At 71.8% G+C, this 23,112-nt stretch carries 19 protein-coding genes; 9 read left to right on the top strand and 10 right to left on the bottom strand.

Annotated elements, in window-relative coordinates:
* Nucleotides 1–3: 3 nt before the first annotated feature.
* The 6 genes from ACUYTF_RS02460 to ACUYTF_RS02485 form a co-directional block, all read right to left on the bottom strand.
* Complete coding sequence (locus ACUYTF_RS02460; RefSeq protein WP_449279287.1) at nt 4–1,551, bottom strand: SPFH domain-containing protein; 1,548 nt, start codon at nt 1,549–1,551, stop codon at nt 4–6.
* A gap of 38 nt (nt 1,552–1,589) precedes the next feature.
* The gene (locus ACUYTF_RS02465) at nt 1,590–2,132 is read right to left on the bottom strand and encodes a hypothetical protein (RefSeq protein ID WP_434140959.1); all 543 of its coding nucleotides are present in this window, start codon (nt 2,130–2,132) and stop codon (nt 1,590–1,592) included.
* Nucleotides 2,133–2,240: 108 nt separating this feature from the next.
* Nucleotides 2,241–4,856 carry an ATP-binding cassette domain-containing protein gene (locus ACUYTF_RS02470; protein WP_449279585.1) on the bottom strand — a complete coding sequence of 872 codons (2,616 nt, stop codon included), beginning with the start codon at nt 4,854–4,856 and terminating at the stop codon, nt 2,241–2,243.
* Nucleotides 4,856–5,842: an ABC transporter permease gene (locus tag ACUYTF_RS02475; RefSeq protein ID WP_449279288.1), complete on the bottom strand. Its 987-nt coding sequence runs from the start codon at nt 5,840–5,842 to the stop codon at nt 4,856–4,858. The genes ACUYTF_RS02470 and ACUYTF_RS02475 overlap by 1 nt, the downstream gene beginning before the upstream one ends.
* Entirely contained in the window at nt 5,820–7,385 is a 1,566-nt protein-coding gene (locus ACUYTF_RS02480) for an ABC transporter substrate-binding protein (RefSeq protein ID WP_449279289.1), read from the bottom strand. The genes ACUYTF_RS02475 and ACUYTF_RS02480 overlap by 23 nt, the downstream gene beginning before the upstream one ends.
* Nucleotides 7,382–8,608, bottom strand: a complete 1,227-nt coding sequence (locus ACUYTF_RS02485) for an amidohydrolase family protein (protein ID WP_449279290.1) — start codon at nt 8,606–8,608, stop codon at nt 7,382–7,384. Before ACUYTF_RS02485 ends, ACUYTF_RS02480 begins: the two co-directional genes overlap by 4 nt.
* A 178-nt stretch (nt 8,609–8,786) precedes the next feature.
* Here ACUYTF_RS02485 and ACUYTF_RS02490 point away from each other — a divergent pair, with 178 nt between their 5' ends.
* Nucleotides 8,787–9,155 carry a DUF2568 domain-containing protein gene (locus tag ACUYTF_RS02490; protein ID WP_449279291.1) on the top strand — a complete coding sequence of 123 codons (369 nt, stop codon included), beginning with the start codon at nt 8,787–8,789 and terminating at the stop codon, nt 9,153–9,155.
* Nucleotides 9,156–9,215: 60 nt separating this feature from the next.
* A complete protein-coding gene (locus ACUYTF_RS02495; protein ID WP_449279292.1) occupies nt 9,216–10,283 on the top strand; it encodes an LLM class flavin-dependent oxidoreductase in 1,068 nt (355 codons plus the stop codon).
* Between the two features lie 48 nt (nt 10,284–10,331).
* Here ACUYTF_RS02495 and ACUYTF_RS02500 read toward each other — a convergent pair whose 3' ends face one another.
* Nucleotides 10,332–11,222: an N-acetylglucosamine kinase gene (locus ACUYTF_RS02500; RefSeq protein WP_449279293.1), complete on the bottom strand. Its 891-nt coding sequence runs from the start codon at nt 11,220–11,222 to the stop codon at nt 10,332–10,334.
* Nucleotides 11,219–12,694, bottom strand: coding sequence for a sugar porter family MFS transporter (locus ACUYTF_RS02505; protein ID WP_434140947.1), 1,476 nt, complete (start codon nt 12,692–12,694; stop codon nt 11,219–11,221). Before ACUYTF_RS02505 ends, ACUYTF_RS02500 begins: the two co-directional genes overlap by 4 nt.
* A gap of 179 nt (nt 12,695–12,873) precedes the next feature.
* Here ACUYTF_RS02505 and ACUYTF_RS02510 point away from each other — a divergent pair, with 179 nt between their 5' ends.
* Nucleotides 12,874–13,572, top strand: coding sequence for a GntR family transcriptional regulator (locus ACUYTF_RS02510; RefSeq protein ID WP_449279294.1), 699 nt, complete (start codon nt 12,874–12,876; stop codon nt 13,570–13,572).
* Between the two features lie 222 nt (nt 13,573–13,794).
* On the opposite strand, the gene ACUYTF_RS02515 is transcribed toward ACUYTF_RS02510, so the two are convergent.
* On the bottom strand, nt 13,795–14,997 hold the full coding sequence (locus ACUYTF_RS02515) for an N-acetylglucosamine-6-phosphate deacetylase (RefSeq protein WP_449279295.1): 1,203 nt from the start codon (nt 14,995–14,997) through the stop codon (nt 13,795–13,797).
* A 3-nt stretch (nt 14,998–15,000) separates the two neighbouring features.
* A complete protein-coding gene (gene nagB / locus ACUYTF_RS02520; RefSeq protein WP_449279296.1) occupies nt 15,001–15,792 on the bottom strand; it encodes a glucosamine-6-phosphate deaminase in 792 nt (263 codons plus the stop codon).
* A gap of 201 nt (nt 15,793–15,993) precedes the next feature.
* On the opposite strand from nagB, the gene ACUYTF_RS02525 reads away from it, so the two are divergent.
* The 6 genes from ACUYTF_RS02525 to ACUYTF_RS02550 all read left to right on the top strand — a co-directional run bounded on the left by ACUYTF_RS02525 (nt 15,994) and on the right by ACUYTF_RS02550 (nt 23,009).
* Nucleotides 15,994–17,196: an ROK family protein gene (locus tag ACUYTF_RS02525; RefSeq protein ID WP_434140941.1), complete on the top strand. Its 1,203-nt coding sequence runs from the start codon at nt 15,994–15,996 to the stop codon at nt 17,194–17,196.
* A 97-nt stretch (nt 17,197–17,293) separates the two neighbouring features.
* The gene (locus tag ACUYTF_RS02530) at nt 17,294–18,634 is read left to right on the top strand and encodes an extracellular solute-binding protein (RefSeq protein ID WP_434140940.1); all 1,341 of its coding nucleotides are present in this window, start codon (nt 17,294–17,296) and stop codon (nt 18,632–18,634) included.
* Nucleotides 18,635–18,728: 94 nt separating this feature from the next.
* The gene (locus tag ACUYTF_RS02535) at nt 18,729–19,661 is read left to right on the top strand and encodes an ABC transporter permease subunit (protein ID WP_434140939.1); all 933 of its coding nucleotides are present in this window, start codon (nt 18,729–18,731) and stop codon (nt 19,659–19,661) included.
* Nucleotides 19,658–20,554 carry an ABC transporter permease subunit gene (locus ACUYTF_RS02540; RefSeq protein WP_434140938.1) on the top strand — a complete coding sequence of 299 codons (897 nt, stop codon included), beginning with the start codon at nt 19,658–19,660 and terminating at the stop codon, nt 20,552–20,554. Before ACUYTF_RS02535 ends, ACUYTF_RS02540 begins: the two co-directional genes overlap by 4 nt.
* Entirely contained in the window at nt 20,551–22,110 is a 1,560-nt protein-coding gene (locus ACUYTF_RS02545) for a glycoside hydrolase family 3 N-terminal domain-containing protein (protein WP_434140937.1), read from the top strand. Before ACUYTF_RS02540 ends, ACUYTF_RS02545 begins: the two co-directional genes overlap by 4 nt.
* Nucleotides 22,107–23,009 (top strand): ROK family protein, encoded by a 903-nt coding sequence (locus ACUYTF_RS02550; RefSeq protein WP_449279297.1) that lies wholly within the window; start codon nt 22,107–22,109, stop codon nt 23,007–23,009. The genes ACUYTF_RS02545 and ACUYTF_RS02550 overlap by 4 nt, the downstream gene beginning before the upstream one ends.
* Nucleotides 23,010–23,112 lie beyond the last annotated feature (103 nt).

Genomic DNA, 23,112 nt, shown 5'->3' on the forward strand with positions numbered 1-23,112 from the left:
CCCCTATTCTGCCGCGCCCGGCTGCGACTCGTCTGCGGGTGCGGCAAGGACGGCGGGTACGGCCTCGTCGGCTTCGTCGGCGCCGGGCGTCTCGGACGCCTCTGCCGCGACGACCGAGCGCGCCTGCGCCGTCGTGGAGGCCGCGCGCTGCGAAGCGCGGCCCGCGGCCGCCCCCGCCGCACCGCCGGTGACTGCGCCGTTGAGCATGCCGACGAGGTCGATGCCGACCGTATCCTTCGCCATCTCGAGCAGTCCCTTGATGTTGCCCATCGCGTCGCCGGCGACCTTCGAGGTGCCGTCTGCCGAGACGACCGTCATGTTGTCGATCGCGCCGATCGCCTGCGCGTACTCGTTCGCGATCGAGGGCAGCAGGTGGATGAGCTCCTGCGCCAGCACCGCCTGCGACTGCGTCTCGAGCGCGCGGGCGCGGGCATCGATCGCCGCCGCTTCTGCCGTACCCTTCGCCTCGATCGCGGCGCCCTCGGCGCGACCCTCGGCGGCGACCGCCTCGGAAGCCGCGATACGCGCGGCGCGGTTCGCAACGCCCTCGCGCTCGATCGCCTGCGAGCGGCCCTCGGCGGCGGAGATCGCGGCGGCCGCGTCGGCCTTCGCGAGCGCCTCGACCCGGTAGGCCTCGGCCTCGGCGACGGCGCGCACGTCGGCGTTCAGCTTCTCGGTGCGCAGCGCGACCTCCTTCTGCGCGGTGATCTGCTGCTGTTCGACGATGGCCTGCTGCTGGATCGCCTGCTCGAGCGGCTCGGCGGCCGACGCCTGCGCCGTCGCCTTGTCGGTCTCGACCTGCACGGCGGCCTGGCGCAGCTTCAGCTCGCGGTTGCGGTCGACGAGCACCTGCTCGGCGGCGATCTTCGCCTCCTGCGATGCCTGGTAGGCCTCGGTCTCGGCGATGTCGGCGGCCTGGCGCACCTTCGCGGCCTCCGGGCGGCCGATGTTGGCGATGTAGTCGGCGCCGTCGCGGATCTCCTGGATCTGCAGCGTATCGACGACGAGGCCCTGCTTCGTGAGCGCTTCTTCGGCGGCCTCGAGCACGCTCTGGGCGACGACGGCGCGGTCGCGGATGATCTGCAGCACCGTCAGGCCGCCGATGATCGAACGCAGCGAACCCGACAGCACCTCCTGCGTCGACTCGTCGATCTCGTCGGAGTTCGAGAGGAAGCGCTGAGCGGCCGCGCGGATCATCTCCTGCGTACCGCCGACCTTCACGACCGCGACGGCCTGCGCCTGGATGGTGATGCCGTCGGTCGTCTGCGCCTCGGTCGTGATGGCGAGGCGGCGCGAGCGCAGCGAGATCGTGAACGACTTCTGCACGAACGGCACGACGAACACGCCACCGCCGGTGACGACCTTCTGGCCTGAGAGATCGCGCGAGACCTTGCCGTCGGCCGACCGCACTTCCTTGCCTTTGCCGCCCGTCACGATGATGGCCTCGTCGGGCTTCGCGATGCGGTAGCGCTTGATGATCACGAGCGCGATCAGCACGAGCGCGATGACGGCGCCGAAGGTGCCGACGAGGGCCGGCGTTACGAGAAACATGGATGCTCCGTTCGAGGGGTGGGGTCGGTGGGAGGGGTTCAGGAGTCGAGCGGTTCGACCCGCACTGAGGTCGAGGTGACGGTCTGCACGACGCGCACGGCAGTTCCGCGAGCGATCGGACCGTCGGCGTATGCCGCGAGCGAGATGCGCTCGCCGTTGCGCACGACCGCGACCTCGCCGAGGCCGGTCTCGGGGATGGCGAGCACGACCGAGCCGGTCGAGCCGATGAGGTCGTCGCCGCTCACTGCGCTGTTCGATTCGGCGCCGCGGATCAGCCGGGACAGCCACCACGCGCCGGCCCCGCCGAGCAGGCCGGCGACGGCGCCGAGCACCGAGGCGACGGGGGTGCTCAGGCCCGCGCCGACGCAGGCGAAGGCGGCGAAGCCGAAGATGGCGGTGAATGCGGCGATGGTGGTGAGACTGAGCGGGCCGTCGCCGAAGTCGAGGGCGTCGAAGATGCCGTCGAGCAGCAGCGAGATGAGCAGCAGCACCGCGCCGGCGACGCCGATGATGAGGAAGATGCCGCCCGCGACGAGCGAGCCGTCGAGCAGGCGCTCGATCCAGTTCGCCATGTCGTGCATGCCGGGCCTCCTCGGGTCGCCGGGGCCGCATCCGTTGTCGAACCCGCGTGGACTCCAGTCTAGTAACCCCGTTCCCCGCCCCGCACGAGGGCGCCGGCTGTGCAGGGGCTATGCCGTCGGCGGCGCGAGCCTCGGCACGGCGGCGAGCAGCTCGCGCGTGTAGGGCTCGCGCGGGCTGGCGAAGAGCTCGGGCCCGCCGAGCTCGACGGGCGAGCCGCCGCGCATGACGAGCACGCGGTCGCAGAGCTCGTGCACGAGGGCGAGGTCGTGCGACACGAACACGAGCGCGAGGCCGAGGTCGCGGCGCAGGGACTGCAGTAGGTCGACGACCTCGGCCTGCACCGACACGTCGAGGGCACTGGTGGGTTCGTCGGCGACGAGCACGCGCGGCGATGCGGCGAGCGCGCGGGCGATCGCAACGCGCTGGCGCTGGCCGCCCGAGAGCTCGTGCGGGTACCGGGCGGCGTGTTCGGGGTCGAGGCGCACGAGCGCGAGCAGTTCGGCGACGCGGGCGCGGGTCTCGGCGGCGCCCGGCCGGCGGCGCCCGGCGCGTCGGGCGGGGTCGCGCTCGATCGCTTCGGCGATGCTGCGCCCGATGGTCATGCGCGGGTCGAGCGAGGAGTACGGGTCTTGCGGCACGAGCTGCACGGCGCGTCTGAGCGCGGCGCCCCGGCGGTGGGGCAGTTCGGCGCCGTCGAGGGCGATGAGGCCTGCGGCGGGGCGCAGCTGGCCCACGACGGCGCGCGCGATGGTCGTCTTGCCCGAGCCCGACTCGCCCACGATGCCGAGCGCCGCGCCGCGGGCGAGCGCGAACGAGACGCCGGTGGCGGCGACCGATCGCCCGTAGCGCACCTCGAGCGCGGCGACTGCGAGCACCGGTGGTTCGGGCGGCGAGGAGGCCGGCGGCGAGGCGATCGCCACCGGCGCCTCGGTCTCATGACCGGCAGCGGCAGGGATCGCCGGCAGCGTCGGCAGCGCCGCGAGCAGGCCCTGCGTGTACGCCTCGGCGGGGCGCTGCACGATCTGGGCGGCCGTGCCGGTCTCGACGATGCGGCCGCCGCGCATCACGGCGATGCGCTCGCACACCTCGGCGACGACCGCGATGTCGTGCGACACGAACACGAGCGTGAGGCCGCGCTCGCGCCGCAGCCGGGCGAGCAGCGCGAGCACCTGGCGCTGCACCGTCACGTCGAGCGCTGTGGTCGGCTCATCGCACAGCAGCACGTCGGGGTCGCCGGCGAGCGCCATCGCGATCACGATGCGCTGCCGCTGACCGCCCGAGAGCTGGTGCGGGTACGCGCGGGCGATGCGCTCGGCCTCCCCGGAGTCGGCCGACCCGGCGTCGGCCGCCCCGCTACCGGCCGCCCCGAGGCCGACATCGTGCAGCAGCGCCAATACTTCGGCGTGCCCGCGCGATCCGCTCTGCCCGACCCGCCCGCCGGCGCGCAGCGCCTCGCGCACTTGGCTGCCGACGCGGGTCAGCGGGTCGAGAGCGGTGAGGGGGTCCTGGAAGACCATACCGACGCGGCCTCCGGCACGGGCCGCGCCGCCGGCGATGCGGGTGCCGTTCGGCATCATGCCGAGCAGCGCCCGCAGCGTGAGGCTCTTGCCCGAGCCCGATTCGCCGACGATGCCGAGGGCCTCCCCCGGCCGCGCCGCGAGATCGATGCCCGCGACGAGCGGTGGCGCGGGCTCCCCCGCAGGGGCGGCAGCAGCATCGATGCGCAGCCCGGCCACGCGCACCTCGCCCGGCTCGAGCTCGGCGGTGCCCGCCGACTCGGAAGCGCTCGTCGCCGCGGCGGGCGCTGCGGCGCGATCCCTGGCCCGGAGCCCGAGCCGAGACCGCCCGTGCTCGCGACCGGCATCGCCCCGCGAGCCGCCCCCGATGCGCAGCGCGTCGCCGACCCCGTCGCCGAGCATCGAGAACGCGATACCGGTGATGACGACGGCGAGGCCGGGCATCGCCGAGATCCACCAGTGCGTCTCGATGAAGAGCTGGCCGTCGGCGATCATGGTGCCCCAGTCGGGAGTGGGGCGGGGCACGCCGAGGCCGAGGTAGCCCAGGGTGACGATCGCGACCATGATGAGCACGATCTCGGTCGCGAGCAGCACGATCGCCTGCGGCAGGATGTTCGGCAGCACGTGCCGCACGAGCACCCGCGCATGCGAAAGCCCGCTGCCGCGCGCGGCCCGCACCCATTCGGCGTCGCGCAGCGCGGCGGTCATGGCGCCGAGCACGCGGGCGTAGCCGACCCAGCCGATGAGGGCGAAGGCGAACACGATACCGGTCTCGCCGGCGCCGACCGCGAACACGATCGCGATGATCAGCACGTAGAACGGGAAGGCGATGCAGGTGTCGGTGATGCGCGCGAAGCCCCAGCCGACCGCGCCGCGCAGGCGGGTGCCGAAGTAGCCGGAGACGAGACCGACGGTCACGCCGACGACGAAGGGGGTCACGGCAGAGACCCACGCGATGCGCAGGTCGGTGCGGGCGGCGTAGAGCACACGCGAGAAGATGTCGCGACCGAGCTGGTCGGTGCCGAAGAGGTGCGCGAACGACGGCGGCTGGAGCCCGTCGACGAGCGACTGCGCCGTGGGCCCGGCGGGCGCGATGAGGGGCGCGCAGACGGCCGCGAGCAGGATGAGCGCGGTGAGCACGGCCCCCGCGATGAGCGTGGGCGAGACGCGACCGGGCAGGATGCGGCGGCGCGGGATGCGGCGCATCACCGGGCCACCCGCAGTCGGGGGTCGAGCAGCGCCGACAGCACGCCGGCGAGCGTCGTCACGAGCACGACGGCGACCGCGCAGGTGAGCGCGATGCCCTGCACGACCGGGAAGTCGCGGTTCGAGATCGAGGTGAACAGCAGTGTGCCGATGCCGTTGATGGCGAACACCTTCTCGACCACGAGGGTGCCGCCGATGAGGTAGGCGGTGTTGACGCTGAGCAGGGTGAGGGTGGGCAGGGCGGCGCCGCGCAGCACGTGGCCGAGCACGATGCGGCGCTCGGGGATGCGGGCGGCGCGCAGCGTAGTCACGAAGTCGGCGCCGAGCGCCTCGATGAGCTGGGTGCGCAGCGAGCGGATGAGCGGCGGCGACATGCCGAGCGCGACCGAGAGGGCGGGCAGGAAGAGACTGTACACGGGTTCGCCGGGGCCGGTGCCGATATCGCCGACGGGGAACCAGCCGAGCTGCACCGCGAACACGATGATGAGCAGCAGGCCGATCCAGAAGAGGGGCATCCCCATGCCGATGGTGGGCAGCACGCGCACGACGTGGTCGACCCAGCCGTCTTTGCCGCGGGCGGCGGCGAGCGCGAGCGGCAGCGCGATGGCGACGGCGAGCAGCACGGCGAAGACGACGATGCCGAGGCTGATGGGCGCCTTCGCGAAGATCATGTCGCGGGTCGAGTCGCCCGTGACGAGCGAGTCGCCGGTGTCGAAGTGCGTGACGATGCGCGTCGCGAAGGCGGCGAACTGCTGCCAGAGCGGGTCGTCGAGGCCGAGCTCGCCCCGCAGTTTCGCGATCGAGGCGGGGTCGGCGCGTTCGCCGAGGATCATGACCGCCGGGTCGCCGGGCACGAGCCGCAGCAGGAAGAAGACGGCGACGACGACCCCGACCATGACGGGCACTACGCGCGCGAGCAGCAGCCCGGTCGCACGCAGTGCCCGCAGCACGGTGCTCAGGGCGCTACTTCGAGGCCAGCCACGCATCCTGGAATCGTACCGAACCGTTCGGCAGTACCGTGAAGCCCTGCACTTCGGCCGTGGTGGCCTTCAGGTTCGCTGGGAACTGGAGGGGGATGTAGGGCACCTGCTCGGCGAGGATCTTCTGGATCTCGAAGTAGATGGCCTGGCGGTCGTCGCCCTCGGGCGTCGTCTGGCCCTCGTGCATGAGCTCGGTCACGCGGTCGTTCGTGTAGTGCGTCCAGTACGACTTGCTGAAGCCCTCGGGGTCGGCCTGGAAGGTGATGAAGCCGTTGGGGTCGGGCGCATCGAGCTGGCCGTTGTTGACCATGAAGTCGTAGTCGTAGGCTTTGAAGCGTTCGCGGAAGGCCGCGATGTCGAGCTCTTCGATCTGCACGGTGATGCCGATCTGCGACAGCGACTCCTGCACGATCTCCGCGATCTGGGCGCGCTGCGAATTGCCGCTCGGAATCATGAGGGTCACGTCGAAGCCGTCGGCGTAGCCCGACTGCGCGAGCTCCTTCTTGGCCGAGTCGATGTGGTAGTCGAGGGCGTAGCCCTCGTCATCGGCGGAGTACTCGACGTTCGATGGGATGAGCGCGTTCGCGACCTCGGCGGTGCCGAACGACGTCGCGGCGGTGATGCCCTCGCGGTCGACGGCGTGCGCGATGGCGCGGCGCACGTGCTCGTCGGCGAACTCGGGGCGCTGGGTGTTGAAGAAGATCTGGTCGGTCGACCAACCGGGGGTCTGCGAGAGCACGGTGGCGTCGTCGGAGTCGACCTCGGCGGCGTTCGCGGCGGGCACGGTGTCGATGGCGTCGAGCTGGCCGGCGCCGAGCTGCTGGCGCAGCTGGGTGTCGTCGGCGACGAACTTGTAGACGAGCTCGTCGATGTAGGGCTTGCCCTCCTGCCAGTAGTGCCCGTTCTTCACGAAGGTCAGGTCGCCCGTCTTGTCCCACTCCGACACGACGAAGGGGCCGGTGCCGACGGGGTTCTGGAAGAACTCCTCTTCGCTCGCGCCGCCGAAGTCGGCGGGGAAGATGCCGTTCGAGAAGCTCGACAGCTCCGACAGGAACGGCGTGTAGGGCGAGTCGAGCACGATGGTGACCTCGCGCTCGCCGGTCTGGGCGACCGAGGCGATAGGGGCCGAGAAGGCGAGCGGGCCGCCGACCTCGAGGTGGCGGTTCAGCGAGAAGACGACGTCGGCGGGGGTGACATCGGCGCCGTTCGAGAATTTCAGGCCGTCGCGCAGCGTGAACACGTATGCGGTGCCCGCCTCTTTCTCGGTGACGTCGGCGAGCCAGGGGCCGATCTCGCCGTTCTCGTCGAACGCGACGAGCGGTTCGAAGATCTTGTCGATCGCGAAGGCGTTGTTCGCGGTGATCTGCTGGTTGAGGTCGAGGTCGTTCACCGCGGCGGTGCGCCCGAAGACGAGGGTGCCGCCGCTGACGGGGTCGCCGGTCGGGGCGGGCTCTGCGGCGGTGCCGCCCGAGCATGCGCTGAGCACGAGCGCTGCCGAGAGCGCGGCGGCCGCGAACGCGAAGCGCCGGGTGGTGGGTCGGGTGATCATCGCTGATCCTTTCGGGTGGGGTCGGTCTGGTCGAAGGCGATGGTGCGGCCGCCGAGCACGACGGCGACGATGCGGTCGGGGTCGGTGAGCACGCCCGGTTCGCGGGGGTCGCGGTCGAAGACGACGGCATCGGCGACGGCGCCCGGGGCGATGGTTCCGGGGGCTCCGACGGGCGGGGCGGCGGCTCCAGGGATCGCCGAGCCCGCTTCCGAGCCCCCGTGTTCGACGCGGGCGAGCAGCTCGGCGCCGCCCCGGGTCGCAGCGAGGAGCGCCTCGGCGGGGGTGAGGCCCGCGCCGATCAGCGCTGCGATCTCGTGCGCGCCCGAGCCGTGCTGCTCGGGGGTTCCGGAGTCGGTGCCGACGGCGAGCGCGAGCCCGGCATCGCGGGCGCGCAGCACGGCGCGGGGGTGCTGGGCGACGGCCTCGTCGACGCGGCGGCGGAAGGCCTCGGGCAGCGATCCCTGTCGAATCATCTGCTGCACCTGCCGGTAGATGCGCAGCGTCGGCACGAGCACGAGGCCGCGGTCGGCCGCGCGCCGGGCCTGCGCATCGGTGAGGAAGATGCCGTGCTCGATGCTCGCGGCGCCCGCCTCGATGGCGTCGTCGATCGCGGCGCCGCCCCAGGCGTGCACCATGACCCCGGCGCCCGAGGCCGTGGCCAGGCGCACGGCGCCCCGCACCTCGTCGGGCGCGAAGACCGGTTCGAGGCCGGCGCCGGCGGGCGAGGCGACCGAGGCGGTGGCGACGAGCTTCACCCACTGCGCGCCTTCGGCGAGCACCTGCTCGACGGCGCGGTCGAGCCCGCCCGCGGCGTCGGCCTCGGCGCGGCCCAGCATGCGCACGGAGCACTGCACGCGCGGCAGCGTGCCGCAATCGGTGCCGCGCACGTCGCCGGGCACGAGGCCGCCGGCGTCGCGCACCGAGGTGAAGCCCGCGGCGAGGTTGCGGGCGAGCGCCGCTGCGGTCTCGTCGCGGGTCTCGGCCTCGCCGAGCCGCGCGCGGTCGGACTCGTCGAACGCGTGCCAGGCGAGGTGCGCGTGCGCGTCGACGAAACCGGGGGTGACCCAGAGGGGCGATCCCTGGCGATCGGAATCAGCGCCCGTGCCGGCCTCGAACAGGCCGTCGGCCCAGCTCAGCCGCTGCGGGGCCCCGAAGCCGCCCTGCGCATCGAGCACGCGGGCGCGCGCGATCGCCCCCGATCGCTCCGCTGTTCCCGTCGCCATGCGCGCCCCGCCTCCCTGTGCGGTCTCGGTTCGAGACCCGTCCCAGCACCGCGTACTGGTCTAGAGCTTCAGGTTAACTCGCCCGAAACCAATGGACCACTTCTGGAGTGGGACGCTGAACCACCTTCCCTGAGGCCCGACGGAGGCTCGGCGCCCGCACCCCGGGTAGAATGCCGGGGTGACTACCTCCGCTGAGACCGCCCCCGCCGCGCGTTCGACCGTCGTTCTGCAGACCGTGCGCGGCCTGTTCCACCTCGTCGCCGTCGCCAGCGTGACCGCCTGGGGCGCACTCGCCTGGTCGTTCCCCTTCCCGGGCGTGCTGACCGGACTCGGGTTCCTCGTGCTCTCGGTCGTCGTGTGGGCGCTCTTCCTCTCGCCCCGACCGGTGCTGCCCACCGACCGCTTCGGCCAGGCGCTCATCGAACTGCTGCTGCTCGCAGCCGCGGTCGCCGCCCTGCTCGACTTCGGTCTGCTCTGGGTCTGGCCCGCGCTCTTCGGCGCCGCGGGCGCCGTGATCGGCTACATCGTCTCGACCCGCACTCACTGACCCCTGCGGGCGCTCGGCGCTCCCCGGAATACGCCCGGCGTCCCCGCGGTTGCACGGGGCATGAACATTCCCCAGGCGATCGCCGGCGCCGCGCCCGATCAGCTCCTCCTCGGCCTCGACACCTTCGGCGACGTCGGCAGCACGGCATCGGGCGAACGCATCAGCCACGCCCAGACCCTGCGCGACGTCGTCGAGCAGGCCGCCCTCGCCGACCGGCTCGGCGTCGACGCCATCACGCTCGGCGAGCACCACCGCGACGACTTCGCGCTCAGCTCGCCCGAGATCGCGCTCGCGGCGATCGCCGGCCGCACCGAGCGCATCCTGCTCGGCACCGGCGTCACCGTGCTCTCGAGCGACGACCCCGTGCGCGTCTACGAGCGCTTCGCCACCCTCGACGCCGTCTCGAACGGCCGCGCCGAGGTCATCCTCGGCCGTGGCTCGTTCACCGAATCGTTTCCGCTCTTCGGATACGACCTGAACGACTACGAAGAACTCTTCTCGGAGAAGCTCGCGCTGTTCGCCGAGCTCAAGAAGGAGGGCGCGGTGACCTGGTCGGGCACGCACCGCACCCCGCTCACCGGCCAGCACGTGTACCCGAAGACCGAGCAGCCGAATGGCGTCAGCGCATGGGTCGGCGTCGGCGGCAGCCCGCAGTCGGTGCTGCGCTCCGTGCGCACGGGCATTCCGATGATGCTCGCGATCATCGGCGGCGACCCCGCACGCTTCGCGCCGTTCGCGCAGCTGTACCGCGAGTCGCAGCAGAAGCTCGGCGTCGCGCCGATGCCGCTCGGCGTGCACTCCCCCGGCCACCTCGCCGCGACCGACGACGAGGCCCGCGAGCAGCTGTGGCCGCACTTCGCCGAGAACCGCAATCGCATCGGCGCCGAGCGCGGCTGGCCCGCGACCTCGCGCCACGAATTCGACCGCGAGGCCGACTCCGGCTCGCTCTACGTCGGCTCGCCCGAGACGGTCGCGCAGAAGATCGCGCGCACCGTGCGCACGCTCGGCGCCGACCGCTTCGACCTCAAGTACGCGAACGGCGCGATGCCGCACGCGCAGCTCATGCAGAGCATCGAGCTCTACGCGACCGAGGTGATGCCCCGGGTACGGGAGCTGCTCGCGGGCTGAGCGCACGGCCCGCGGCGCCGTGCCCGCGTGCCCGCTACGCCGTGCCCGCTACGCCGCGAGCTTCAGCGCGAGGGCGACGGCGCCGTGCACGGGGTCGCGGTCGAGCACGCGGATGTCGCTGAAGCCCCGCGCCTCGAGCCGCTCGCGCACCGCCCGCTGCAGCTGCGGCTGGTGCACGAGCTGGCCGCCCGCGAGCACGACCGGGCCGGTGATGCCGAGGCGGCCGCCGGCGCTCGTGATGAAGAACACGAGATGGTCGGCGGCGCCCGACACGATCGCCAGCGCCGCCGGGTCGCCGTCGTGGGCGAGCTCGAACACGACGCGGGCGCGCGCGGCCCAGAAGCGGCGCTCGGGGTTCAGCGTGAAGTGGTCGAGGAGGCCTTCGGGGCCCTGCAGGCCGCAGTCGGCGGCGAGCTGCTGCGAGAGGTGGTCGGCGGGCTTGCCGAGGTCGATGCGTTCGAGCGCGTGGCGCATGGCCATGCGGGTCACCCAGTACCCGCTGCCCTCGTCGCCGAGCAGATAGCCCCAGCCGCCCGCGCGGGCGTTGCCACCGCGCTCGTCGCGCGCCCAGGCCGCCGACCCGGTGCCCGAGATGACGGCGACGCCCGACTCGAGCCCCGCGGTCGCGAGCAGCAGCTCGGAGTCGTGCACGACCTCGACGGGCACGCCCGGGCGGTTGATCGCCACGAGTTCGCGGAAGCGCTGGGCCGCGGGAGGCGAATCGGCGCCCGCGACGCCCGCCACGATCGCCGCGATGGGCGTCTGGCCGATCTGCGCGAAGACGCTGCGCAGCTGCTTCGCCGCCTCCTCGAGTCCGACCGAGGCCGGGTTCGCGCTGCCCGCGAGCACCTCGGCGACGGTGTGCTCGCCGTCCGAGAGCACCGCGTGGGTCTTCGAACCCCCGACGTCGAGGCCGAGCACGAGGCGCGGCGATGTCACGACTGCGCCCCCGCACCGGTGCCCGCGGGCTCGGCCGGCCACTTGCCGCCGTTCTCCCAGTACATCGAGATGTCGTCGAGCGGGCGGCCCTTGGTCTCGGGCGCGAACTTCAGCACGAAGAGGAAGGCGAGGATGGCGAAGCCGCCGAGGATGGCGAAGACGCCCGCGCCGCCGGTCGCCTTGAGCAGCGGCAGGAACGCCACGCCGACGATGAAGTTCGCGACGAGGTCGCTCGTGAGCATGGTGCTCGAGCCGAGGCCGCGCAGGTGCGACGGGAAGGTCTCGCCGGCGTAGACCCATACGAGGGCGCCGAAGCCGAAGGTGAAGCCGACGTTGAAGAGCACGAGGCCGAGGAAGCCGAGGGCGACGAAGCCTCCGTCGAGGCGCACGTCGGTGGGATCCTGCCCGCTCGCGCCGAAGAGGAAGGTGATGACCATGACGGCGCCCGCGGTGACCATGATGCCGATGCCGATGAGCAGCACCGGGCGGCGACCCATACGGTCGACGAGGCTCATCGACACGAACACGGCGATGAGGCCGATGAACTGCACGAGGGCGGGCAGACCGAAGATGGCCATGTGGTCGTCGGGCGAGAAGCCCATCGCCTTGATGATCTGCGGGCTGTAGTAGACGATCGCGTTGATGCCGGTGATCTGCACGAAGAAGCCGAGCAGCACGACGAAGAAGGTGGCGCGCAGGTACGGCATGCGCGCCATCTCCTTGAGGCCCTGCAGGGCCGAGGGGCGCCCGCGGCCGTCGGCGAGCTCGGCCTCGAGGGCGGCGAGCTCGGTATGGGCGTCGGCCTCGGGGTCGATCTGGCCGAGCACGCGCACGGCATCGTCGCGGCGGCCCTGCATCATGTACCAGCGCGGCGTATCGGGCGAGCGCAGCAGCATGAGGGTGATGATGATGCCGGGCACTGCGGCGGCACCGAGCATGACGCGCCAGTTGCCGCTCGGGGCGAGCGCCCAGGCGAGCAGGTACCCGAGGATGATGCCGAACACGGTCGCGACCTGGTACATCACGAGCAGCGCGCCGCGGATCCTGGTCGGCGACGATTCGGCGACGTACATCGGCACGACGACGATGGAGATGCCGATCGAGAGGCCGAGCAGCACGCGGGCCACGGCGAGCGACGGCACATCCCACGCCAGGCCCGAGAAGAGCGAGAAGAGGGTGAAGGTGCCGGCGACGAGCACCATCATGCGCTTGCGGCCGTAGTGGTTCGCCAGCGTTCCGCCGATGATCGCGCCGAGGATCTCGCCGAAGATCACGTACGAGGTGAGGAGGCCCTTCTCCGCCTCGGAGGTGATGCCGAAATCGGCCGAGATGAAGTCGAGCGCACCGCCGATGTTCGACGAGTCGTACCCGTAGATGATGCCGACCGCCGCAGCGGCGATGGCCACGAGGATCGCTCCCCGCGACGAGTTCTTGAGGTCGTGCAGAATGCCCACGCTGGCACCTTTCGTCATGTGCAGATCTTCTGAGCCGGGCCCGACCCCTATAGGACTAGACCAATTCGATGTGCCTAAGATAGGCATAGACCAATCTTCATGTCAAGCAGTTTGCCTACCGACCTCCCCCGCAGTATCCACCCGTCGGCAGTTCTCGGGGAACAGGAAGTGCGAGATTGCAACCGAAGGGGGACTCCATGGCCAGCACACCGAAGTACTACACGCAGAAGCTCCGCATTCTCGAGCTCATCGAGCACGCGCACGTCGGCGACCCGCTGCCGACCGAGCGCGAGCTCGCCGAGCGCTTCGGCACCTCGCGCACGACGATACGCCAGGCGCTCACCGAGCTCGTCATGGAGGGCCGCATCGAGCGCACGCAGGGCCGGGGCACCTTCGTCGCCGCCCCTCCCATCATCACGGTGCGCCAGCTCACCTCGTTCAGCGAAGATCTCGACGGATCGCGCCTCGACAGCGACGTGCTCGACATCGGCGAGGAGCCCGCCACGGCCGAGGTCGCCGAGGCGCTCGGCGTCGAGGTCGGCGACGCCGTCACCCGGGTCGACCGGGTGCGACGACGCGACGGCGCCCCGCTCGCTCGCGAGACTGCGCACCTGCCCGGCACGTACCGCGGCATCACCGCCGAACTCACCGAGCGCGGCTCGCTCTACCGCACGCTGCGCGAGGCGTACGGCATCTCGCTCGCCTCGGTCGACGACGAGATCGGCACCGAGCTCGCGAACCCGAGCGAGGCCGCCCTGCTCGGCATCGAGATCGGTCAGCCGCTGCTCGTGGTGCACCGCACGGCGCGCGCTGGCGACGGCCGGCCGGTCGAGTACACGCGCTCGGCGTTCCGGGGCGACCGCTTCCGGTTCCGCGCGAGCACCGCGCGGGCGTAGCGGTCGGGGCCCGCCCCCGCGCCTGCCAGCGGGGCCTGGGCAACGGTGCCCGCGGCGTCCTCCTGCGTGAGCGGTGCCCTTGTGCACGAGCGGTGCCCTTGGACACGGCTCATACGGGCACCGCTCGAGCGCAAGGGCACCTTTGGCGCCTCTGGCGCCTCTGGTGCCTCTGGTGCCTCTGGCGCCGAGGCGCGGGCGCAGCGGCCTGGCCTCCCCCTCGACTTACCCCTCCGCCTGCGACTCCGACAGCCAGCGGCCGCGGTGCAGCACGTCGAGCACCGCGAGCTCACCGGCGGCACGACCGGGCGCGCCGCCGAGCACGACCGCGTCGGCGATGAGGCCGGACGCGAGGTCGCCGACCCCGTCCCAGCCCATGGCGCGTGCGGGCGCCGTCGCGGTCAGGCGTGCGGCGGCGACGAGCGCGGCGGGGTCGAGCGCGGCGCCCGGTCCCTCTGCCCCCCGCAGCGCGCGGCCGCGGAAGAGCGCGTCCATCGTCGCGGTACTGCCGGCGATCGTATCCTTGCCCGTGAGGCGGGCGACGCCGTTCGCGACGGTCACGTCGAGCGCGCCGAGCCGGTACTCGCCGTCGGCGCACGCTGCGGCGTCCATGGCGTCGGTGACGTAGAGCGTGCGCTCGGGGCCGGCAGCGGCCTCGATGCCGGTCGTGAGCGCCGGGTGCAGGTGGGTGCCGTCGGCGATGACTTCGAGGAAGACCCGGGGGTCTTCGAGCAGCGCGAGCGACGGCCCGGGCTCGCGGTGGTGCAGCGGACGCATGGCGTTGCAGAGGTGGGTGGCGACGGTCGCGCCGGCGTCGATCGCGCGACGGGTCGTGTCGTAGTCGGCGTCGGTGTGGCCGACGGCGACGCGCACCCCGGCCGCGACGAAGCGGCGCACGGCGTCGAGCGCGCCGGGGAGCTCGGGGGCGAGGGTGACCATGGCGAGCGCTCCCCCGGCGGCCTCGATCACGCGGTCGATCTCGTCGGCCTCGGGCGCGCGCAGCTGGGTCGTGTCGTGGGCGCCGGCGCGGGCGGGGCTCAGCCACGGCCCTTCGAGGTGGATGCCGCGGATGTGCTCGGGGGCGAGCTCGGCGAGCATGCCCACGCCCCGAAGGAGGCCCTCGGGCGAGGCGGTGACGAGGCTCGCCATCGATGTCGTCGTGCCGTGCGCGAGGTGGGCGGCGCGCGCGGTGAGCGCCGAGGCGCGGAGCCCGTCGGTGTACCCGCCGCCCCCGCCGCCGTGCACGTGGATGTCGACGAACCCGGGCACGAGCACGACATCGCCGAGGTCGCGCCTGAGGCCGGCGCCCGCCGGCACCTGGGCGGGTTCGCCCTCGCCGACGGCGACGATGCGGTCGCCCGCGATCTCGATCCACCCGGGCGAGAGCACCCGGGCGGAGGTCACGACGCGGGCCGCGGTGACGAGCACGGGTCAGCCCGCCTGCGTCGGCTGATTCGCTTCGATGTACTCGTAGTAGTCGGCGAGCTCGAGCTTCGAGGCCGCCGCGCGGTCGAGCACGACGATGGCGTCGCGGTGCAGCTGCAGCGCGCTGGCGGGGCAGATCGCGGCGAGGGGGCCCTCGATCATGTGCGCGACGGCGTCGGCCTTGCCCGCGCCCTGGGCGACGAGCAGCGCCTTACGCGAGTCGAGGATGGTGCCGAGTCCCTGCGTGACGCAGTGCACGGGCACCTCGTCGGCCGAGGCGAAGAAGCGCGCGTTGGCCTCGCGGGTGCGCGGGTCGAGCGTCTTGATGCGGGTGCGCGACGAGAGCGACGAGGTCGGCTCGTTGAAGCCGATGTGACCGTTCGCACCGATGCCGAGCAGCTGCAGGTCGATGCCACCGGCGTCGACGATGGTTCGGTCGTACGCCTCGCATGCTGCGGCCAGGTCGGCGGCGAGCCCGTCGGGCACGTGCACGCGGGCGGGGTCGAGGGCGAGGGGCTTCGTGACGGTCGTGTCGATGACCGTGTGGTAGCTCTCGGGGTGGTCGAGGGCGATGCCGACGTACTCGTCGAGCGCGAAGGCCGAAACGCCGGTCGTGTCGAGCTCGCCCGATTCGACGAGCGCGGCGAGCTCCGCATAGGTGCCGAGGGGCGACGACCCGGTGGCGACACCGAGCACTGCGGCACGGCCCTCCGCACGGCGCTGCGCGATCTCGTCGGCGATGATGCCGGCAGCGAACTGCGCGACGTGGGCTGAGGTATCGGTGATCACAACTCTCATAGGAACGCCTAGTTTATCTCCAAAGTCGCGGGTGGTCGCGGGCGGGTCGGCAGGCGCGCGGCACGGTGCTCCCCCGGCCGCCGCGAGGCGGTGCCGCGCTGCGCCGGTTAGCGTAACACGCCGTGTCACGATTGCATCACAACGCCGGAGAATCATGCAATCGGGTTGCGAATATTTAGTTCGTAAGTTTTACTAACTTTCATGAACGTCGCAAAGCCGCGTCCTCAGGGCGCATCCGGTGCAGCCGCTCGCAAGCCGAAGACCCGGCGCACGAGCCCCCTGCGCGTCGGCCTGCGCGCAACGCTCGGCGACTCGAAGCTGCACAACCGCACGCTCGTGCTGCAGACCCTCTTCCGCACCGGCCCGCTGAGCCGCGCCGACATCGCGCGCAGCACCGGCCTCACGAAGGTCACCATCTCGGGCCTCGTCGCCGAGCTCATCGACGCCGGCCTCGCCCGCGAGCTCGGCCAGCAAGAGACCCAGCGCCCCGGCAAGCCCGCCATCCTCGTCGACCTCGCCCGCGAGGCCTACGCCGTCGTCTGCCTCGACCTCAGCGACCACCGCGTCTTCCGCGGCGCCGTGCTGCGCCTCGACGGCGAGGTGCTGGTGCGTCGCGAGGCGCCGCTGAACGAGGCCGTCGGCGACGCCGCGCTCGAGCTCGCCACTACCCTCGCGCGCTCGCTGCAGGGGCTCTCCGAGCTGCCGCTGCTCGGCATCGGCATCGGCACCCCCGGCCTCGTCGACGACGAGGGCGTCGTGCGCGTCGCCCCGAACCTCGGTTGGCAGAACCTGCCCCTCGGCAGCATCGTCGAAGACCTGACCGGGCTGCCCACCTCGGTCGGCAACGACGCGAACATCTCGGCCCTCGCCGAGTACGCCTCGGGCGAGTCGAGCGACGACTTCATCCTCATCACCATCGGCCACGGCGTCGGCTCGGGCCTCATCATCGCGGGCGGCCTCGTCGCCGGCCACCGCTTCGCCGCGGGCGAGATCGGCCAGGTCATGGTCGGCACCGACCTCGGCATCGACGCCACCTACTCGCGCGAGCAGGTGCTCGAGCACTGGCTCTCGGCCCCGCAGCTGAACGCCGCGCTCGCAGCCGCCACCGCGCAGGCGGGCCCCGACGCCGCCGAGGCGCGCGACCGGGTGCTGCGCGAGGCGGGCAGCCGCCTCGGCGTCGCCCTCACCCCCGTCGTCGGCGTGCTCAACCTCGCCGAGATCGTGCTCGCCGGCCCGCCCGAGCTCGTCGAGGGGCCGCTCGCCGAGGCGACGCTCGGCATCCTCGGCCGCCGCACCATGCCCGACACGCACGACGACCTCGTGCTGCGCACGAGCCCCTACGACTCGCTCGTACTGCGCGGCGCGCTCGCGATCGTGCTCCAAGAACAGCTGGGAGTCGCCTAAGACTCCCGGTCCCATCGGCGGGCGGATCCGCAGACTCCGTCTTCCACCCCAGCGCCGCCCGGCAGACGCCGGAACGCACATCGAAAGGAAACCCACCATGAAGAGAAAGTTCCAGGGCCTCGCCGCAGCGGCAATGGCATCTGCTCTGCTGCTGACCGGTTGCAGCGCCGGAGGATCGCAGGGCGGCGATGCCGGCGGCGACTCGATCACGCTGTGGCTCGCCGGCAGCGACACCCCCGATGAGCTGCGCGACTACCTGAAGACCGAGTTCCAGGAGCAGACGGGCGCGACGCTCAAGATCGAGGAGCAGGGCTGGGGCGACCTCGTCACCAAGCTCACGACCGCGCTGCCCGACCCGAAGAACACCCCCGACGTGACCGAGATCGGCAACACCCAGTCGCCGACCTTCACCAACGTCGGCGCCTTCCTCGACGTCAGCGACATGTACGACGAGCTCGGCGGCGACGATCTGCTGCCCTCGTTCGTCGAGGTCGGCGAGGTCGACGGCAAGCAGTACGCCCTCCCCTACTACTTCGGCTCGCGGTACATGTTCATCCGCAAGGACGTGTGGGACGCGGCGGGCGTGGCCCAGCCGACGACGCTCGACGAGTTCAACACCGCCGTCACCGCGATCACCGAGGCGAACCCGAAGGGCATCGCGAACTTCTCGGGCTTCTACCTGGGCGGCCAGGATTGGCGCGACGGCATCTCGTGGATCTTCGCGAACGGCGGCGAGATCGCCGAGCTGCAGGATGGCGAGTGGGTCGCGACCCTCGATTCGCCCGAGGCGCTGAAGGGCCTCGAGCAGCTGCAGCAGATCTACCGCACCGCCTCCAACGCGCCGAACGATGCGAAGGATGCGAACCAGTACCAGTTCCTGAACGACTCCGATCAGGTCAAGGACGAAGAGGGCGCCGTCACCGAAGACATCTCGCTGGCTGCGGCGACCATCATGGCGCCGGGCTGGGCCCACTGGTCGATCGGCGACCTCGTCGAGGGCGAGGACGGCGAGCCCGCGCGCGAGTGGAACGACGATGTGTTCGGCACCTTCGCGCTGCCGGGCAACGACGGCAAGCCGGCCCCGGTCTTCGCGGGCGGTTCGAACCTCGGCATCTCGGCGAAGTCCGAGCACCCCGAGCTCGCGAAGGATCTGCTGCGCATCATCTACTCGGAGGAGTACCAGACGATGCTCGGCGAGAACGGCCTCGGCCCCGCGAACCAGAAGTACGCGTCGTCGCTCGGCGACGACCAGTTCGCGCAGGCGCTCATCGAGTCGGCGTCGAACTCGAAGCTGACCCCGGCCGCACCCGGCTGGGCCGCGGTCGAGGCGAAGAACATCATGGAGGAGTTCTTCTCGCAGATCCGCGACGCGGATGACCTCGAGCAGCTGGCGAAGGATACGAACGCCAAGCTCGACCCCATCCTCAACCAGAAGTAGGCGGCGTTTGGGCCCCGACCGCCGCAGTGCGTGCGGGGTCGGGGCCCGATCCCTCTCCGCTTCACCCACCACCCCAGATCTCGAAAGGCCGGCGATGAGCACCCGCACCGCGCAAGCCGAACCCGTCGCCCCGAGGCGACGCAGATTCCGCATCACGCCCTACGCCCTGCTGCTGCCCGCGACGCTGATCGTGCTGCTCGCGCTCGGCTACCCGATCGTGTGGCAGCTCATCACCTCGATGCAGCACTTCGGCCTCTCGCAGCAGTTCGGCCAGCCGCCCGAGTGGGTGTGGTTCGCGAACTACATCGAGCTGTTCTCGCAGCCGCAGACGTGGCTCGTCGTGCTCAGGTCGGTGCTCTTCTGCCTCATCACCGCGGGCGTCACGATGGTCATCGGCGTCGGCCTCGCGCTGCTCATGCAGGCGGTGTCGAAGACGGTGCGCATCATCATGCAGATCGCGCTGCTGCTCGCCTGGGCGACCCCGGTGGTCGCCGCGATGACGATCTGGAACTGGATCTTCGACTGGCGCCGCGGCCTCGTGAACTGGGTGCTCGTGAATCTCGGGCTGCCGGTGCAGGGCCACAACTGGCTGCAGGATCCGCTGAGCTTCTTCGGCGTCGCCCTCATCATCGTGGTGTGGATGAGCGTGCCCTTCGTGGCGTTCTCGATCTACGCGGCGCTGACGCAGGTGCCGGGCGAGGTGCTCGAGGCCGCCCAGGTCGACGGAGCCACGGGCTGGCAGCGGCTGCGCGGCATCACGCTGCCGCTCATCAAGCCGGTGCTCGGCATCGTGATGCTGCTGCAGATCATCTGGAACCTGCGGGTGTTCACCCAGGTGAAGCTGCTGCAGGATCGCGGATCGATCGCCAGCCAGACCGACGTGCTCGGCACGTACATCTATCAGCTCGGCGTCGGCTCGAGCGACTTCGCCATGGCGAGCGCCATGTCGATCTTCGTGCTGCTGCTCACCATCGCGCTGAGCTGGGCGTACGTGCGCAACCTGCTGAAAGAGGATGAGGAATCATGACCAGGCCGGCCCCATACACCGCCCCGCTCGAGGTGGTCGCCCGTCGCGGGCGCGCCACCCCCAAGCGCGTCTCCCGATTCGTGTTCGGCATCATCGGCGTCGTCGTCGCCCTGATCTGGGTGTTCCCCGTCTACTGGATGCTGAACTCGTCGCTGCTGCCGAACGTGGTGCTCGAGAAGTCGACGCCGACGCTCCTGCCCATCGGCGGCTCGTTCAAGAACTTCGCCGCGATCTTCGAGAGCGGCACCTTCCTCCCCGCGCTCGGCGTGAGCCTCGCCGTCGCGGGCATCGCGGTGACCTGCTGCCTGCTGTTCGCGTTCCTCGCGGCGCTCGCCATCAGCCGCTTCCGCTTCACGGGCCGCCGCAGCTTCGTACTCGCGGTGCTGTTCATCCAGATGCTGCCCGCCGAGGGCATGTTCATCGCCCAGTACAAGCTGATGGGGTCGATCGGCCTCTTGAACTCGATCCTCGGCGTGAGCATCATCTACATCGCCGCGGTCGTGCCGTTCACGATCTGGATGCTGCGCGGCTTCGTCGCGGGCGTGCCGGCCGAGCTCGAGGAGGCCGCGATGGTCGACGGGCTGAGCCGCACGCAGGCGTTCATGCGCATCACCTTCCCGCTGCTGGCCCCGGGGCTCATCGCGAGCGGGGTCTTCGCCTTCCTCCAGGCGTGGAACGAGTTCACCGTCGCCCTCGTGATTCTGCAGGATTCCGCGGTGCAGACGCTGCCGCTGTGGCTGCGCGGCTTCATCCAGCAGTCGGCGTCGCGCGCGATCGACTGGGGCGAGGTCATGGCGGCGTCGACGCTCGTCGCCGTGCCGGTCATCATCTTCTTCATGATCGTGCAGGGCCGCATGACGAGCGGTCTCGTGAGCGGGGCGGTGAAGGGATGAGCGCGGCAGGGATCGGCTGTGCGGATGCCGCCGACGCGGCGCTCACCGCCGACATCCGCGCGACGCTCATGCCGGGCTTCGAAGGCTTCACGGCCCCGGCCTGGCTGCTCGGGCTGCTCGGCGACGGGCTGCTCTCGGCCTGCGTGTACGGCACCAATATCAGGGATCGCGCCCAGCTCGAGGCCCTCGGCCGGCAGCTGCGCGACGCGGCGCCGCAGTCGCTGCTCGCGATCGATGAGGAGGGCGGCGAGGTCACACGGCTCGATTATCTCGAGGGATCGCGCTACCCGGGCGCCGCGGTGCTCGGGCGCATCGACGACCTCGACTACACGGCCGAGATCGGGCGTCGCGTCGGCGCCGATATTCTCGCGGCCGGGTTCAACCTGGCGCTCGCGCCCGACGCCGATGTGAACAGCAACCCCGAGAACCCCGTGATCGGCACGCGCAGCTTCGCGGCCGACGCCGAGACGGCGGCGCGGCACACGGCGGCATGGATCGCGGGCCTGCAATCGACGGGCGCCGTGGCGTGCCCGAAGCACTTCCCGGGGCACGGCGACACGGCGCAGGATTCGCATCTCGCGCTGCCCGTCGTCGATGCGCCGATCGAGACGCTCAAGGCGCGCGACCTGCCGCCGTTCCGGGCCGCCATCGGGGCGGGCGCCCAGACGATCATGACGTCGCACATCCTGCTGCCGCAGCTCGACCCGATCGCACCCGCGACGCTCAGCCGCCCGATTCTGCAGGGGCTCCTGCGCGAGCAGCTCGGTTTCACCGGCGTCATCGTGTCGGATGCCCTCGACATGGCCGGCGCGAGCGGCGAGATCGGCATCCCCGAGGCCGCGGTGCGCGCCCTCGCGGCCGGCTGCGACCTGCTCTGCCTCGGCGTCGGCGCGACCGGTGAATCGGTCGCCGAGCTCGAGGCGCATGTTGCGTCCGCAGTGCACGACGGGCGCCTCGACCGCGCGCGGGTGCACGAGGCCGCCGAGCGGGTGCGGGCGCTGAGCCGCGCGGTGCCGAGCAGCGCCGCGTCGATCAACGCAGCACCGAGCGGCCTGCCCTCCGCCGCCGAGATCGCGCGCGTCGCCGAGAGCTTCGCGGGCGCCGGGGAGGCGCGGGCGTGGGTCGCGAGCCACCCGGAAGCCTGGGTGCTGCGCTTCGACACCGACGCCAACATGGCGGTCGGGTGCGCGCCGTGGGGGCCGTTCGCGGCGGCCGCCGCGCCGCTGCCCGGCAGCGAGGCCGACGTCGCGGCGTTCGCACGCCGGTCGCAGCTCATCGTCGATGCGGCGAGCGCACCGATCTGGCCGATCGACGAACTGCGCCGCGGCGGGGCGATCGCGATCGGTCGCGATCTGCACCGGCACGAGTTCGCGCGGGCGCGCATCGACGAGCTGCGCGAGCTCGGGGTGCCCGTGCTCTGCGTCGAGACGGGGTGGCCCGATGCGCGCAGCGGCTACGCCGATCTCGCGAGCTACGGGTCGACCCGGCTCGTCGGCACGGCGCTCATCGAGCTGTTCGAGACGGCGGCGCGCGCCGACGAAGGAGCCCGGTCATGAGCCCGCGCCCCCTCATCGGCATCGATATCGGCGGCACGAAGACCGAGGCGGTCGCGCTCGACCGCGATTCGCGCATCGAGGCCACGGTGCGCCTCGCGACGGTGCCGGGGCCCGAGGCGGTGCTCGGCACGGCGGAGCGCGCGGTGCGCGAGCTGCGCGAGCGGACGGGCCGCGACGACTACGCGGCGATCGGCATCGGCCTGCCGGGCCAGCTCGATCGTGCGTCGGGCGAGATCCGCAACGCCTACAACATGGGCATCGAACGGCTCGCGATCGGCCCGCTGCTCGCCGAGCGCACCGGCATCGACACGCAGATCGACAACGATGTCACGGCGGCCACGATCGGTGCGGTGCACCTGATGGGGCTGCCGGGCGATGTGGCGTATCTGAATCTCGGCACGGGCCTCGCTTCGGGGGCGGTGGTCGCGGGCGCTCCGGTGCGCGGGGCGCACGGGGTATCGGGCGAGATCGGGCATCTGCCGATCTCGCGGCTCGACCGGCCGTGCCCGTGCGGGCAGACGGGGTGCCTCGAGACGCAGACGAGCGGGGCGGCGCTGAAGCGGTTCTGGCCGGTCGGCGGCGACGACCCGGGCCCGGCGCTGCTCGCGGCGATCGGGCGGGGCGATGAGACGGCGCAGCGCGAGTTCGGGTATCTCGTCGAGGGTGCGGCGAGCGCCGTGCGTCTGCTGGCGCTCACCTTCGACCCGGATTCCGTGGTGATCGGCGGCGGGCTGCGGCTGCTCGGCGGGCCGCTCATCGGCGGCATCCGCGGGCACCTGCGGCGTTGGGCCGACGAGTCTCCGTTCATCAGCGGGCTCGGGCTCGACGAGCGCGTGAAGGTGCTGCCCGAGGGCTCGCCCGCCGCCGCGGTCGGCGCCGCGCTCTCCGCCCTGCACTAGACGCGGCGCGCTCCGAATCGCCGGGCCGGGCGGGGTGCTCCGCTTCGGCGCCGGCTGCACCGCCCGCGGCAGCACCCGGGCCTGCGCTTCACCGTCGATCAGG

This window comes from Leucobacter sp. GX0328 (genome assembly GCF_053567315.1).